Annotated in this window: 9 protein-coding genes and 1 pseudogene; 7 read left to right on the top strand and 3 right to left on the bottom strand. The window is 67.7% G+C overall.

The window, feature by feature from the left end; translation table 11 throughout:
* Nucleotides 1-12: 12 nt before the first annotated feature.
* Nucleotides 13-1253 (top strand): annotated as a pseudogene (locus tag NR792_RS03825) (IS3 family transposase).
* A gap of 241 nt (nt 1254-1494) precedes the next feature.
* Here the strand turns inward: NR792_RS03825 and NR792_RS03820 are convergent.
* A protein-coding gene (locus NR792_RS03820) for an IS3 family transposase (protein ID WP_375756402.1) occupies nt 1495-3086 on the bottom strand; the annotation gives its coding sequence in 2 pieces (ribosomal slippage) (nt 1495-2595 and nt 2598-3086; 1590 coding nt in all).
* An 89-nt stretch (nt 3087-3175) separates the two neighbouring features.
* Here NR792_RS03820 and NR792_RS03815 point away from each other — a divergent pair.
* From NR792_RS03815 to NR792_RS03790, 6 genes are all read left to right on the top strand, one after another.
* Complete coding sequence (locus tag NR792_RS03815) at nt 3176-3442, top strand: transposase (RefSeq protein WP_375758703.1); 267 nt, start codon at nt 3176-3178, stop codon at nt 3440-3442.
* Nucleotides 3381-3788, top strand: a complete 408-nt coding sequence (locus NR792_RS03810) for an IS5 family transposase (protein ID WP_375758702.1) — start codon at nt 3381-3383, stop codon at nt 3786-3788. The genes NR792_RS03815 and NR792_RS03810 overlap by 62 nt, the downstream gene beginning before the upstream one ends.
* Nucleotides 3789-4209: 421 nt before the next feature.
* Nucleotides 4210-5667: a glycosyl hydrolase family 18 protein gene (locus NR792_RS03805; RefSeq protein ID WP_375758701.1), complete on the top strand. Its 1458-nt coding sequence runs from the start codon at nt 4210-4212 to the stop codon at nt 5665-5667.
* Between the two features lie 34 nt (nt 5668-5701).
* Nucleotides 5702-7156: a M12 family metallopeptidase gene (locus NR792_RS03800; protein ID WP_375758700.1), complete on the top strand. Its 1455-nt coding sequence runs from the start codon at nt 5702-5704 to the stop codon at nt 7154-7156.
* 342 nt (nt 7157-7498) lie between these two features.
* The gene (gene hrpA, locus NR792_RS03795; protein WP_375758699.1) at nt 7499-11209 is read left to right on the top strand and encodes an ATP-dependent RNA helicase HrpA; all 3711 of its coding nucleotides are present in this window, start codon (nt 7499-7501) and stop codon (nt 11207-11209) included.
* Between the two features lie 61 nt (nt 11210-11270).
* Entirely contained in the window at nt 11271-11816 is a 546-nt protein-coding gene (locus tag NR792_RS03790; protein ID WP_375758698.1) for a DUF488 family protein, read from the top strand.
* 64 nt (nt 11817-11880) lie between these two features.
* On the opposite strand, the gene NR792_RS03785 is transcribed toward NR792_RS03790, so the two are convergent.
* Complete coding sequence (locus NR792_RS03785) at nt 11881-13773, bottom strand: hypothetical protein (protein ID WP_375758697.1); 1893 nt, start codon at nt 13771-13773, stop codon at nt 11881-11883.
* A gap of 12 nt (nt 13774-13785) precedes the next feature.
* Nucleotides 13786-15360, bottom strand: a complete 1575-nt coding sequence (locus NR792_RS03780) for a hypothetical protein (protein ID WP_375758696.1) — start codon at nt 15358-15360, stop codon at nt 13786-13788.
* Nucleotides 15361-15482 lie beyond the last annotated feature (122 nt).

The following is a 15482-nucleotide window of genomic DNA, read 5'->3' as shown; positions in this document are numbered from 1 at the left end:
CCCCCTCGTGAGGTGGATGTGAAGAAGCAGCAGAAGCAGGACAGGACGGCGGAGCGCGGTCGGTTCTCGGCGAAGCGGAAGAAGGAGGCCGTTCTCCGATTGCTCAAGGGCGAGGAACTCGACGCGCTGTCTCGGGAGCTGGGCGTCACCGCGGCGGTGCTGAGCGAGTGGCGGGAGAAGTTCCTGGCTGGGGCCGAGGCCAACCTCAAGAGCCGTGAGCCGGAGCCAGCAGACGACGAGGTGCTGCGGCTCAAGGCCATGGTGGGCGAGCTGATGATGAAGAACGAGCTCTTGGCCGAGAAGGCCCGGCTGCTGGAGGGCAACGCGCCGGGTTTTCCCTGGAGGAAGTCGAGAGGATGAGCGCCACTCTCTCGCCTTCCAGCGGCAAGCCGTACGGGCTGGCGCTCGTGACGACCACCTGGCGCGTGCCTCGCGCCACGGTGTACCGGCACCGCAGCCGCCGCCAGTCCGAGACCCGCCCGGTAGCCCGGCGCGGCCCCAAGACGGCGCTGACGGACGAGGCGCTGCTGGAGGCCATCCGTGGCGTGCTGGCCCGCTCGCCTTTCCTGGGCGAGGGGCACCGCAAGGTATGGGCTCGGCTGCGCGCTCAGGACGTGCGCACCTCGAAGGCCCGCTGCCTGCGGCTGATGCGCCAGGCAGGGCTCTTGGCACCAGGCCGTGCTCGCCGGGTGCTGGGGCCGCGCCACCACGACGGCACCATCACCACCGACAAGCCTGACGTCATGTGGGGCACCGACGCCACCTGCACGGTGACGACGCTGGAGGGCCAGGCCACCGTCTTCATCGCCATCGACCACGGCACCGCCGAGTGCGTCGGCATCCACGCGGCCAAGGTAGGCACCCGTTTCGAAGCCCTCGAGCCCATCCGCCAGGGCGTCAAGGCTCGCTTCGGTGCGTACGGCCGGGGCGTAGCCACTGGGCTGGCCATCCGCCACGACAACGGCAGCCAGTACACCTCCGACGCCTTCCAGGACGAGCTGCGCTTCCTCGGAGCCGAGTCCAGTCCGTCCTTCGTCCGCAGCCCCGAGGGCAACGGCTGCGCCGAGCGCTTCATCCGCACCCTCAAGGAGCAGCTGCTCTGGGTGCACACCTTCTCCACCGTGGAGGAACTCCGCAGGGCCCTGCTGGAGTGGGCCCACCGGTACAACGAGCACTGGCTACTGGAGCGCCACAACTTCCTCTCGCCGAGTCAGGCCCGGCGGGAGCTGATGCAGTCGAAGCAGGCAGCCTGATTACGACCAACCTGGTGTCTCAACAATCCGGTGCGGTACACCGGACGGGTAGCACGGCGGTCCATCGGGTGTGGACCGGAGCGACCTGCCAGACGCGGACGGTATGCATCAGCGAGGACCCGAGCCCCTGCTGGGCTCTCGCAGCGGCCCACCCTCGAAGCGAGGGGACCGCGACTTCATCAACGCCGTCATCTGGCGTGTGAAGACGGTGAGCGTCAAGGTAGTTGTCGCGTGAGAGGGTTCAGCCGATGCGCTTCATCTCCTGCACTGCCGGGGTGAGGTTCGGAGAGGGGCCGAGACGGACGGGGCCCATCGGCGTCCAGTCGCGCGTGTCTCGGCTCCAGCGCTCGGGGTGACGGTCGCGAGCGCGTTGGTACACCTCGCGGCGTCGGGCCAGCAGCGCGTGCTCGCGGCAGAAGTGCCTGTCGTCGGGCGTGACGAAGCGAATAGCGGAGTGGCGGTGCTCGGTGTTGTACCAGGCCACGAAGCGCGTCACCCACGAGCGCGCATCCTCGACGGACGCGAAGGGGCGCCGCGGGAAAGAGGGGCGGTACTTCAGCGTACGGAAGAGGGCTTCGGAGAAGGCGTTGTCGTCCGAGACGCGGGGCCGGCTGAAGGAGGGCGTGACGCCCAGCCATTGCAGCGTCGCGAGCATCGTGGCGCCCTTCATGGGGCCGCCGTTGTCCGAGTGCAGCACCAGGCCCTCCGGGCAGCCGGCCTGCTGCCAGCAGCGGCGGATGAGGGCCGCTGCATGCTCGGACGACTCCTCCTCGTGCACCTCAAAGCCCATGATGCGCCGGCTGAAGACGTCCACCACCAGGTACAGGTAGAGGAAGGCTCCCTTCACCGGGCCCTTCAAGTAGGTGATGTCCCAGCTCCACACCCCGTTCGGCTCGGTGGCGGTGTGCTCGGCCCGGGGCCTGGGCGTGGGGGCCTTGGCGTGGCCTCGGTGGGCCAGCTGCCCTGCTTCGCGCAGCACCCGGTAGAAGCTTGCCTCGCTGGCCACGTACTCGCCCCGGTCGGCCAACCTGGGGACAATCTGCTTGGGCGAGGCGTCGCGGAACTCCTCGCTGTTGGCCACCGCCAGGATGCGGCGCCGCTCCAGCTCGGAGAGGCGGTTGGCCGGCTGGGTGCGTGGGCCGCACCGCCCGTCCTGGGCCGTTTCCGGCTTCCTCCAGCGCTGGATGGTGCGAGGGGCCACCCCGAGCCGCTCGCACACGGCCTCCAGGCGCACGCCCTTCTCCAGCGCCTCGTCGATGAGGGCGAGCCTCATTTCTCGCTCTTCTCGTCCGCTGCGTCGTCCTCGTCTTCCAGGGGCCGCTCGTCCCAGCCCAGCGCCTGAAGTTTTTTTTCGAGCACCAGCAGCGCCGCCGTCTCCGCCAGCGCCTTCTCCTTGCGGCGCAGCTCGCGCTCGAGCTCCTTCACCCGTTTCTCCGACGAGGCCAGCCGCCGACGCTGGCTGGCCGTTAGAGCTGCGGAGGAGGCCGTCTGCGCGCCTTGGGAAAGTGCTCCAGCGGCCGCGGCCCGCCACTCCCCCAGCTGCTCTTCATGCAGCCCTTCCCGGCGCAGAAGTGCTCCCAGCGCCTCGCCCTCCAGCCCGTGCGCTTCCGCCAGCACGCGCAGTTTCTCCTCGGGCGTCCACTTCTTCGGACCGGCAGGCTTCTTCTCCTCGGGCGGGGGCGTCATCGCCGCCAACTTATTCGCCTCCCGCAGCCACTGCGACAACGTCGGCTGCGAGACGCCCACCTGGCGCGCCAGCGCCGCGGCACTCACCGCGCCCGGGCCCACCATCCGCTTCACCATCTGAGACTTGAATGCATCCGTGTACGGCACTGCGTCCTGCCTGCTCTCGCCCCCAAGGCGCGGTCATCCCGGCCATTCAGCCGAGGCGACAACTTCCCTGACACAGGGGGAAGACGGGCGTGCAGTGGCGGGACTTGCCCGAGCGGTTCGGCCATTGGAAGACCGTCTACAACCGCTTCCACCGCTGGGCGCAGGCCGGCAGATGGGAAGCCATCTTCAAGGCCCTGCGGCTTGAAATGGATGAGCGCGGCTCGCTCACGGATGCCTCCGTCGTCCGCACGCACCAGGACGCCTCGGGCGGAAAAGGGGGTCCGAAGCAATGCTTTGGGGCGTTCTCGAGGAGGTTTTTCAACGAAGGTTCACGCCGTCACAACGACGGGCGGTAAGCCGATCCACCTCGCGCTGACACCCGGCCAGCAGCATGAGTCCACCATGGCCGAGGAGTTGCTGGTGCACGCCGAGGGCGAAGCCTTCATCGCGGACACCGGCTATGATGCCGAGCGCATTCGCTCCAACGTCTTGAAGGTGGAGATGAAGCCTGTGATTCATTCCCACCCCGGCCGCAAGCAACCTCCGCCGCTGGACCGCCCCCTCTACCGGCTGCGCCACCGGGTGGAGTGCTTCTTCCACGACCTCAAGCGCTTTCGGGCTGCGGCCACTCGCTACGACAAGACAGCGAAGTGCTATCTCGCCGTCCTGCACGTCGCTTCCCTGCTTCTTTGGCTGCGCTAATCAGGGACAGCCCCGAGTACTGCGGTGCATGGCAGCTACGTCCAATGGGTGCAGTGTCTCCATTCCCAGGGAGTAATCGCCCAGTAGATAGCTTGCCAGGCCTGCCTACGTCCCCGAGGGGCCCCGAAGTGCAGAGAGCCACCGAACTGGGAGAGGCTCGCTCTCCAGGCTCAATGTGTTGAGCCGAGGAGGCCATCAACTGCAGAACCAGCCGCCTGCGGTTGCCGCGCATCCTCCTCGCTCCGGGACATAATCCCATGCGTCAGCCTGCTCCTTCGATATGCAGGGATGACGCCCCTGGCAGGAGCGCCTCTTTTCGTACGAACACCGCATCTGCATGGTGTTGAAACCAAGCCTCGCAAGAATAGCACCATGCGACCTGCTCACAAACCATCAGGGCTTTCAATGAAAGGAGGCAGCCGTGGGATTCTCCAAGGAATATCTACACGTGCCCGATTGGACCCCCAAGCAGGACGGAAGCGGATACCAGGAAGGGGCAATAGTCAAGCATGGCGGAAATATATTTGTCGCCAAGTTCTGGGCTGGTGGGGCTCCTGGAGAGGATCCTGGATGGGCACTCCATGACGAGCTCTACGATGTATCGGCTCCTCCAGGCGGCAGAACTGAAACGGCAAAGGTCATCACATACATTCCAACCTGGCGAGGGGCGGATGATCTGAATCTCCTGAACGGAGAGATATACAAGAATATGACCCATGGAATCCTATCATTCCTCATGCTCAGCGAGAGACACCTCGGCGAATTCGAGACAACCTCGTTGGAGGCGATCGAGCGGTTCGTCCAGAATGTTGTCTCCATCGGCCACGCCAACGACACCCGAATCATGGTCGCGTTGGGTGGCGCATCGGACTTTGGGTTTCTTCAGTTCATGGAAGAGGTGGGGAAGCATCTCTCCGTTTCGGAGAACGGCTACAGTTTCTCGGACGCAGCCGCCGAACGACTTCTCGACGGACTGGTGGCGAGGGTCGTGGATTTCGTGCAATCCAGGGGACTGGATGGCGTGGATTTGGATCTGGAGGGGTGGTGGGGCAAGGTCGGCAATGACCAGGGCGGCAGACTCAAGAGCCAGGGCCCCCATCCTGCTGGGTATGCCCTGACAGTCTTCGCGGAGCGGTTGCGGCGCTCCATGCCTGACAAGCTCGTCTCCGCAGCTGTCTTTGCAACCTCGTGGTATGGGAATAACTATGACCCGAAGATGGTTGACCACCTCGACTGGGTCGGAGTCATGACCTATGACCTGACGGGCTCCTGGAACAAGTCCCCCGTGGGTCCCCATACGTCCCTATTCAAGATACGCGATCAGGAAGCGTATGCAGCGGAGCAGCAGGGCCCATGGCCCAGCGGATCCTTGGACAATCCCATCTTCTCGACGGAAGACTCCCTCTGGTATTGGACCAATCCGTTCTTCGTGAACTGGCAGGGGCCCGGGCAGCAGGTTTCAAGAGCCAAGCTGGCACTGGGTGTTCCCATCTATGGTTACGACTTTGCCTATGGCAAAGCCGAAGACAGTCAGACTGGCTACATGTCCGTCCGATACAAGGACATCCTGGCTCAGTTCCCCGACGCACACCTGTCTGCGACTGCCAACATCAAGGTGCCGGGAAACACGTCCCGGCCTCCCTTCATTTCCACAGCCGGGACATACCATTACGCCCACAACATATACTACGAAACTCCAGGGAGCGCCGCAGCCAAGCTGAGTTTTGCCAAAAGCCAGGGAATGCAAGGCGTCATCATCTGGGAGGTCACGAATGATGCTTGGGATGAGGGAAGAAGCATCATCAAGTCCCTTTATAGGATCTCTGGCGACAGGAAATCCGGCGGATCGCAGTATGAAGTCGGATGTTTGACTGAGTAGCTTCCTGGTAAGCCTGATTGAGACGGGAATCCCTATGTCCAGCACCGCTGAAGACGTCAAGCCTTGGCCCGCCCGGAAGGTGCCATTCATTTTTGTACCGGAGGACCATCCCTACAAAGGGGACATCCTTTCCGCAATGGAGAAGATCGAGGCGAATACCCGAATCTGGTTTTGCCAGCGAGGTAACGAAGAGCATTATGTTCGCATTATCTACAAAGCAGAGGAAGGAAATTGGAGCGAGTCTACCGGGGTGAAACAGCCCCAGTCGGGCGCTCCGATTGAGCAGGAAATGAACATCACAGCGGGGCACTTAGCGCTTCACGAGTTGGGGCATGTGCTCGGGCTGATTCATGAGCAGTCTCGCTCGGACCGGGACATGTTCATCGAGGTGCAGTGGGCGGATATCCCTGGGTCCGAGAACCATAAGTTCGGAGTTAACAAAAACACAAAGCCGCTGACGGAATACGATCATCTATCCGTTATGCACTACCCAGCGCCTGCAACCGGCTGGGGGGGACCACCGGATCGAGAAGTATGGACAATGCGATTGAAGACCGATCGGACGAAGCCGCTGGGAGGAGGGGTCCGGGGCTGGGGGAACTGGACCCAGTCAGACATTGATGGGGTGAACAAGCTCTATGAAAACTTTTCCGGTTGGTCCGACCAACGACAGGTTCCCGGCGTAGGAACCACGAGCAGTCCGGCGCTCGCGGTCTTTCAAAGTCGGCTCTATCTGGCCTGGAAGGGCAGCGGCGACCAGCACATCTGGTGGAGCAGTTTCGATGGCGCGAACTGGTCGGGCCAGCAACAGGTCCCCGGCGTGGGCACCACGGACGGCCCGGCGCTCGCGGTCTTCCAAAATCGGCTCTACATGGCCTGGAAGGGCAGCGGCGACCAGCACATCTGGTGGAGCAGTTTCGATGGCGCGAACTGGTCGGGCCAGCAACAGGTCCCCGGCGTGGGCACCATGGACAGCCCAGCACTGGCGGTCTTCCAAAATCGGCTCTACATGGCCTGGAAGGGCAACGGCGACCAGTACATCTGGTGGAGCAGTTTCGATGGCGCGAACTGGTCGGGCCAGCAACAGGTCCCCGGCGTGGGCACCACGGACAGCCCAGCACTGGCGGTCTTCCAAAATCGGCTCTACATGGCCTGGAAGGGCAACGGCGATCAGGGCCTTTGGTGGAGTAGTTTCGATGGCGCGAGCTGGTCGGGCCAGCAGCGCTATCAATTCGCCGGTACTCGCCACAGGCCAGCGATCGCTGCTCTCGGAAGCAGGCTTTATGTGACCTGGAGGGGCAGTGGCGACCAGCACATCTGGTACGCTGATTTCAACGGCGGTGCCGACCCATGGTCGGGACAGGCGCGTGTTGGATGGATCGGGACCACGGTTGGTCCCACCCTGGCGGAATATGCGGGGCGGCTCTACATGAGCTGGATGGGTTCTGGTGATCAGCACCTCTGGTATGCGGACTTCACCCGTGGTTGATACCAGCGATGCTCGGCACAAAGTGCGGGAGAGCCACCGAATCCGGGCGAGCTCATCCAGGAGCTGATGGGCCACGCGACCATCCAGATAGCCATGCGGTACGCCCACCCGTGCTCCCCACCTACCCCTCCCCTGCCACACCGCGCCAGGGCACAGATGGCGGGGGGGCCCACGGAGCTCCACCGCCCAAGAGTGCATCTCCCTGCCGGGCGTCACTCCCACGGTTCGCATGCAGGTGCGTAGTGGCGTGCAGGGAGCATCTCTCCAGGAACGCCGGGCTCGCAGGCGCCCACACGATTCGTCAGGGGCGGAGCGCGCGCTTCAGTGCTAGTCCATACCGCCATGTCCGGCGACTCACCCTCCCCCTCCCCCGGCGGCCTGCCCACCCTGCGCTTCCCCCCCGAGCTCCCCATCTCGAGCCGGGTGGAGGACATCACCGCGGCCATCTCCGCCCATCAGGTGGTCATCGTCGCGGGGGCCACCGGCTCGGGGAAGACGACGCAGCTGCCGAAGGTCCTGCTCGCCATGGGGCGCGGCCGCCCGCGCCAGATTGGCGTCACCCAGCCCCGGCGCATCGCCGCGACGAGCGTGGCGGCGCGCGTGGCTCGCGAGCTCGGCACGGAGCTGGGCACGGACGTCGGCTACCAGATCCGCTTCGAGGACCGCTCGTCCAAGCGGACGGCCGTGAAGTTCATGACCGACGGCGTCCTGCTCGCGCAGATCCACAGCGACCCGCTCCTGAGCCGCTACGACACCATCGTGCTCGACGAGGCCCACGAGCGCAGCCTCACCATCGACTTCCTGCTCGGGTGGCTCAAGCGCATCCTCCCCAGGCGCCCCGACCTCAAGGTGGTGGTCAGCTCGGCCACCATCGAGACCGAGCGCTTCTCGCAATTCTTCGGCGGGGCTCCGGTCATCCAGGTGGAGGGCCGGACCTTCCCGGTGGACGTGCTCTACGAGCCGCCCCCCGAGGACGACGAGCTCGCCGACTCCGTCGCCGATTCGGTGGCCAACGTGCTCTCGCTCGATCCGAACGGGGACGTCCTCGTGTTCCTCCCCGGGGAGCGGGAGATCCGCGAGGCGGAGAATGCCCTCAACGCACGCGAGCTCCGCGGCACGGTGGTGCAGCCCCTGTATTCGCGTCTGTCGGCCGCCGAGCAGTCGCGCGTCTTCGCCACCATCCCCCAGCGACGCGTCATCCTCGCCACCAACGTCGCGGAGACGTCGATCACCATCCCGGGGATCGTCTACGTCGTGGACACGGGGGTGGCGCGCCTGTCGCGCTACGACCCACGCTCGGGCACCACGCGCCTGCACATCGAGCCGGTCTCCCAGGCCAGCGCCGACCAGCGCAAGGGGCGCTGCGGCCGCGTGCGCGAGGGGATCTGCGTGCGCCTCTACGACGAGGTGAACTTCACCACGCGGCCCGCCTTCACCGACCCGGAGATCAAGCGCACCGGGCTCGCGGGGGTCATCCTGCGGATGAAGTCCCTCGGCCTCGGTGACGTCGAGGACTTCCCCTTCCTCGACCCGCCCCAGCCGCGGGCCATCGCCGAGGGCTGGCGGGTGCTCGAGGAGCTCGGGGCCATCGAGGGCAAGGAGCGCACCTTGACGCCGCTCGGGCACCAGCTCGCGCGCTTCCCGGTGGACCCGCGCATCGCGCGGATGATCCTCGCCGGCGCTGAGTACGGGTGCCTGGAGGAGGTGCTCATCGTCGCCGCGGCGCTCAACCTGCAGGACCCGCGCGAGCGGCCACGGGAGCTCGCGCAGAAGGCGGACGAGTCGCACCGACGCTTCCGTGACGAGCACTCGGACTTCACGGGGCTGCTCAAGCTGTGGGCGTTCGTGCGCGAGGCCGAGGGCCGGGGGACGTCCCACCTGCGGCGCGTGTGCCGGGACAACTTCCTGTCCTTCCTGCGGGTGCGCGAGTGGCGGGACGTCCAGCGCCAGCTCGAGGAGACCGTCCGCGAGCTGCGCCTGCCGCGCAAGGGCCAGGGCGCCCCGGCACGCGGGGACGTGCTGCACCAGGCGCTCCTCACCGGGCTGCTGTCCCGCATCGGCCAGTGGAATCCGGAGCAGCGCCACTACACGGGCGCGAAGCAGACGCGCTTCACGGTTCACCCCTCGTCGGCGCTCGCGAAGAAGCCCCCTGCTTGGGTGATGGCGTTCGAGCTCGTGGAGACGTCCCAGCTGTTCGCGCGCACCGTGGCGAAGCTCGACCCGGAGTGGCTCGCGGCGGCGGCGCCCCACCTGCTCAAGCGCAGCTACTCCGAACCGCACTGGTCGGAGAAGTCCGCGCGCGCCATCGTGAAGGAGAACGCGACCCTCTTCGGGCTTCAGGTCTTCAAGGAGCGCCCCGTGCCCCTGGACCGCCTGGACCCCGCCCGGGCACGGCTGATGTTCCTTGAGCATGCCCTGGTGCGCGGCGAGTACCGCACCCGGGGGGCGTTCCAGGAGGAGAACCGCGAGGTGCTCGAGCGCGTGGCGCGCCTGCGGGACAAGGCCCGGCGCAGCGAGCTGCTCGACAGCGAGGCGCTGCTGGACTTCTTCGACCAGCGCGTCCCGGAGGACGTGACGGACGGAGCGGGCTTCGAGGCTTGGCGCCGCAAGGCCGAGGCGGCCGACCCCGACGTGCTCGTCCTCTCGATGGAGGACGCCCTCTCGCACGACCCGGGCCTGTCGCCGGCGCGCTACCCGGATGCCATCACCCTGCACGGGGCGTCCGTGCCGGTGACGTACACCTTCGACCCCTCGGCCGAGGACGACGGCATCACTCTGAGCGTGCCGCTGCTGCTGCTCGCCCAGCTGGTCCCGGGGGAGCTCGACTGGACCATCCCCGGGTGGCAGCGGGAGAAGCTCACCGCCCTGCTCGAGCAGGTCCCCCGCGCCCAGCGCAAGCAGCTGGGGCCGTTGCCGGACCTGGTCGACCGTCTTGAAAAGGAACTCGTGCCCTTCCGCGGGCCGATGATTCCAGCGCTCGCGCGCGCGGTGTCCCGGCTGTGCGGGGTGGACGTGCCCGAGGAGTCCTTCCGCGCGGATGCCGTGCCACCGTACCTGCGCATCACGCTCCGGGTGCTCGACGAGCGGGGAAAGGAGCTCGCGCGCAGCCGCGACGCCGACGCGCTGCTCGAGCAGCACGGGGGACGTGCACGGACGGCGCTGCGCAGCGTTGCACCGACTTCGGACTGGGAGCGAAAGGGGCTGACCGCCTGGACCTTCGGCGAGCTGCCCTCCGTGGTCACCCGGCGGGTCGGCGGGCTCGAGGTCCGCAGCTATCCCGCGCTTGTCGACCGGGGCGCTGCCGTGGACCTGGTGCTGCTGGAGACCGCCGCCGCCGCCGAAGCGGCCACGCGCACGGGGGTGCGCCGGCTCCTGATGCTCGCCGCGCGCGGACACGTGGCCGTCAGCGCCGCGCGCATGCCGCTGCCCTTCCCTTCCCTGGACGGCGCGCCGCCCGCGCGGGGCCAGGCGGACGCCTTCCGGGTGCTCGTCCTCGCACGCAGCGTCGACGATGCGTTCAAGCTCGCACCGGGTGCGCCGCTGCCCCGCACGAAGGCGGCCTTCGAGGCGCTGCTCCAGGAGGGCTCACAGCGCATCGAGCAGACGGCCCGGGACTGGGCGAACGTCGTCGTAGCCACCTCCGCGGAGCTTGCTGAGACGCTCGCCGCACTCAAGGCAGCCTCCAAGGGGCCGAGCGGTGCGGCGGCCGTGCGGGACATCCGCGCGCAGCTCGGGCACCTGTTCCCCGCGAAGCTCATTGAGTGGATTCCCTTCACGCGCCTGCTGAACTACTCGCGCTACCTCCGCGCGGCCCAGGCACGGCTGGCGCGCGCGGTGGCGAACCCCGCCAAGGACGCAGCGAAGGCCGCGCCCTTCACTCCCCTGTGGGAGTCCTTCCTCGCCAGGCGCGCCACCGTGCGTGATCAGGAGGCGGCGCAGGATCTACGGTGGGCCTTCGAGGAGCTCCGCGTAGCCATCTTCGCTCCGGAGGTGACGACGCCCGTGTCGGTGACGGTGGCGAAGGTCAGCGCGGCCCTCGCGGCGCTTCGCTAGAAGCGAGTGGCCTTGTCGGGCGCTGGCCCATGTCCAACATTGGAGAGGACCGATGATGGGGATGCCGAGGCGAGCGAGAGGGTGGAGCGGCGTCCAGGTGTTCGCGCTGGGCCACTCCACGCGCACCATCGAGGAGCTGGTGGAGATGCTGTGGGCGAACGGCGTGCGGACGCTGGTGGACATCCGCACGGTGCCGCGCTCCCGCACGAACCCGCAGTTCAACGTGGACGTGCTGGGAAAGACGCTGGCGAAGGTGGGAGTCGAGCACCTGCACCTGGCGGCGCTCGGCGGGCTGCGGCGTGCGCGCAAGGACTCGCCCAACGCGGCCTGGCGCAACCTGAGCTTTCGCGGCTACGCGGACTACATGCTGACGGAGGACTTCGCGCAGGGTCTGGAGGCGCTGCGCGAGGTGGCGCTTCGGGGGCCGGTGGCACTGATGTGCGCGGAGGCGCTGCGCTGGCGCTGCCATCGCTCGCTGGTGGCGGATGCGCTCTGGGCGCGGGGCGTCCTGGTGACGCACATCACGAGTCCCACTCGCGTGGAGCCGCACCGGCTCACCGCCTTCGCGCAATTGCGGGGGCGACAGGTGCTGTACCCGGCGACGTAAGGAAGATCAGGCGACGCCCCACCCCGCCCCTGACCTGCCGAGCCCGGCCAGGGATGCGGGGGCGTCAGCGCGGATGCAGCTCCCAGCGGTAGGGGCCCCCGGGCGAGGCCGGAATGCCGGGGTGGCCCACACGCAGGAAGTACCTGCCCGGAGCGTTCGGCCGCACGTCGCCGGAGACAGCCTGCGTCGGGACGGGCGTCACGCCATCCGCCTCCAACAGCGCACAAACCGGCGAGCCGTTCCCCAGCGGAGGGCCGCGCACCTCGTACGCTCGCGCCTCCAGGTCGAAGGCGAACCAGTCCGCGTCATACGACGTGTCGATCCATCCCTCGGCGTAGAGCCTCGACGCGGGCAAGACCGTGGCGTCCTCGAGCGCGTCCGCGTGGTCGTCCAGCCCCACGTCCTCGATGGTGAAGACGTAGGGCCCCTGCACGCCGCCCACCGAGAAGACGATGGGCTCCGAGCGGGTCGACTTGAAGAACTCCTTGGGCGGGAGGTTGAAGAGCATCAGGTTCCGGCCCGGCTCCGACGGCCGGTAGGCCTCGAAGGCCGAGGAGACCGCCCAGTCAGCAAGCCTCAGGCGGTAGACGTGCCCGGCCTCCACGTTCACGCGAAAGGTGTCCCTGTCATTGTGCGGCGCGAACACGCCCGGAATGGGCACACCGACGCTCGCGGGCACCGCGTCCTCCACGCCCGAGCCCTGGTCCGGCCCCAGGTCCACGATCCGGAGCGCATAGGGCCCCCGGGGATTCATCAGGCTGTCGCTGCGCAGCGGGTTGGACACCTGGACCCACAGCAGGCCGTCCTCCTTCAGAGCAACCGGGAGCACCTCTGCCTTCGGCGTCGGGAGGGTGGTGGGGATCGCGATGAAGCTGGAGGCACACACGAACTGCGTGGCGCGGTCGCAGACGAGGTCGTACGCGTGGCCCGCCTTCGCGGGGAAGCTGAACCAGTCCGCGTCGGAGCGTGTCTCCAGCGCGCCCTTCAGCTCCAGCTCCGACGCGAAGGCCGGCATCGCCGTGGCCCCGTCCGCTTCGTCCGTGTGGTCATCCGCGCCCAGGTCCTCCAGGGTGCACTGATAGGCTGCGGTGCCCCGGGCCGCATGGGACCCCATCCGCAGCCGGTGCGCTCCGGCCCTCAGCTTCACCACCGCCGTGCCACTGCCACCCTCCTCCCATTCGAAGTTGCGCCACGCCTCCAGGGGCATGAGCGACTCGATGGCCGGCGTCAGGTCCTGGCCCGAGCAGCGTGCCCGGTACACATGCCCCGCGAGCGCGGTGAACGCGAACGTGTCCTCGTCCCCCCGGAAGTCGATGTGGCCGCTGACGGGCGTGCCGTCCGTGGGGATGGGATTCGCCTGGACGTCCGGGTGCCCTTCCGCATCCCCCACCTCCACCAGGGACACCGTGTACGTGCCGCGCTCCGTGGAGAAGCGCCCGGGCCACGCGGCGACAGACGCGGTGTACAGCCGGGTGACGGTCATCGTGACCGTGAGCACGGTGTCGCGGCCCTCGTAGGTCACGAGCCCACGGTCATACGCCGTCGGCCAGGGAACGACGGACAGGTCGCACCACTGGAAGCCCTCCGGCGTGCAGGTGAACCGGTACGTGAGGCCCTTCGTGCCCAGGAAGGTGAAGCTGTCCACGTCCAGCCGGTGCAGCCTGCCGGACAATGCGACCACGGGAAGGCCGCGCTCCTGGGGACCCGGGTTCGGGACCTCGTCGAAGTCGTTCACCTCCTCCACCTCGCAGGTGGAGCCCTGCTCCTGGTCCTTGGGACCGCAGCGGCACGCCGCCACCCCGCCTTCGCTCGTGCAGTAGCCCGCGGTGCAGTGCACGCCGGCGCACACGCGGTTCACTTCGTCCTGGGAGGGCCCGGTGGAGGGAGGAGGTGTTTCGTCGGTGCCACAGCCGGCCAGCAGCGCGGTGGCCAGGAGGAGGGGGAAGAAGGCACGCATGGTCTTGGGCGCTCAGCGGGGAAGGAGTTCAACGCGGTAGGCATCCGGGCCCTGGAAGCGTCCGAACATGTCGGCCCGCAGCAGGTGGCGTCCCGCGACGCGAGGCACCCAGGCGCCGGACGCCGCATCCCAGGGGATGGGCGTCACGCCATCGGCCTCGAAGAGGTCGAACTTCGTGTCGAGCGACATGCGGCTCAACGCATGCGGACGCGCTTCCAGCGTCAGCGCGAACCAGTCCACGTCGGTGGAGGCGTTCAGCACACCCGTGGCGCTCAGCGCGGCGCCCAGGTCCGTCGCGTTCATGGCGGTGCCCGCGTGGTCGTCTACGCCCACCTCCCGCACGTCCAGGCGGTACTGGGCCAGGGGACCGAAGACGCGCACCAGCACCGGGCCGTCGGCGTCCACCATGAAGTGGTGCACCTTCGCGATGTCGTAGCGGGTGAGGCTGGAGCCCGGGGCCTCAAGGTGGACGGCTTCCACGGAGGCGCCGTCCGCCTCCAGGCTGTAGACGTGTCCTGCCGCCGCGTCGAAGCGGAAGAAGTCCACGTCGCCGCTGGGGGTGAGGTAGCCCGTGAGCTGCACGTCGCCGAGGATGTGAACCGCGTCCTGGGCGCCGGTACCCTGGTCCATGCCCAGCTCCAGGAGCGTGAGGGCATACGCGCCCCACTCGCCAGCTCCTTCCACGCGCACCTGGAGCCACGCATCCCGGGCAACGCCTACTGGAAAGAGCAGGTTCTCGCTCCTGCGCGTGAGGACGCGGGCGTCGCGGCAGGGCCCGAAGGCGGGGGTGTCACAGCGCAGCGCGTACGCGTGACCCGCGCGAGCGAGGAAGGTGAACACGTCCTGGTCGCCGCCATGCTCCAGGGTCCCCTTCAGGGGGATGCTGCTGGCCTCAGGCAGCACGGTCGCGGTGTCGGGCGAGTCACCGTGGTCGTCCGCCCCTACGTCCTCCACGCCGCAGGTGTACGGAATGGCGGTGTGTTGGTAACCGCTGAGCGCGAAGGCATGCCGCCCCGTGAGCGTGGCCTGGAACCTCTGGCCCGTGGGCGCTCTGCTGGAGAGCAGCTCCTGTCCATCCGGGCCGAAGAGGCGGCTGTGGATGTCCGACGTGAACGCCCCCGCGCAACGCACCTGGATGACGTGACCCGCGGCCACGTCGAAGACGAACGTGTCCGTGTCCGGGCCCGCCTGCAGCAGGCCCTGGACCGGAGCCTCACCGGGAATGAGGCGCGTGGCACTGGCCACGTCCAGACCGTGGTCGTCCTCGCGCTCGGCCAGGCTGTACTGGAAGGTGCCGGTACTGCCCGCGGGCAGCGCGGTCACGATGGCGGCGGCGCCCTGGTCATCGGTCACGCGGAAATGGACGCGCGTCGTGCGCCCCTCCTGTTCAACGAACGCGGGCTCGCCGGCCGTTTCGCCCTGGAACTGCACCTGACAGACCTCGAAGCCTTGCGCCGTACAGGTGAAGGTGTGGATGCGGCCCTTGTCGACCTTGAGCGCGAAGGCGCGGGGCTGGACGGTGCCGCCCACCGAGATGATTTCACCCGTACGGAGCGCGGTGGGCACGGCCAGGGGTTCATAGCCCATGCCCTGCCAGCCACAGTCCCGGTCGGCTCCGCAGGGATTGGGCGGAATGTCGCACAGCGGGCCCTCGCAGGAGTTACTGGAGCAGCTGGAGGCGAGGAGCGCGAGCAGGGAAACACAGACAG

Origin of the sequence: Corallococcus exercitus (assembly GCF_042231735.1) — a bacterium.
GTDB lineage: Bacteria > Myxococcota > Myxococcia > Myxococcales > Myxococcaceae > Corallococcus > Corallococcus exercitus_B.
Note: the sequence above shows the minus strand (reverse complement) of the source record. Positions and strands in the feature narration are given on the sequence as shown.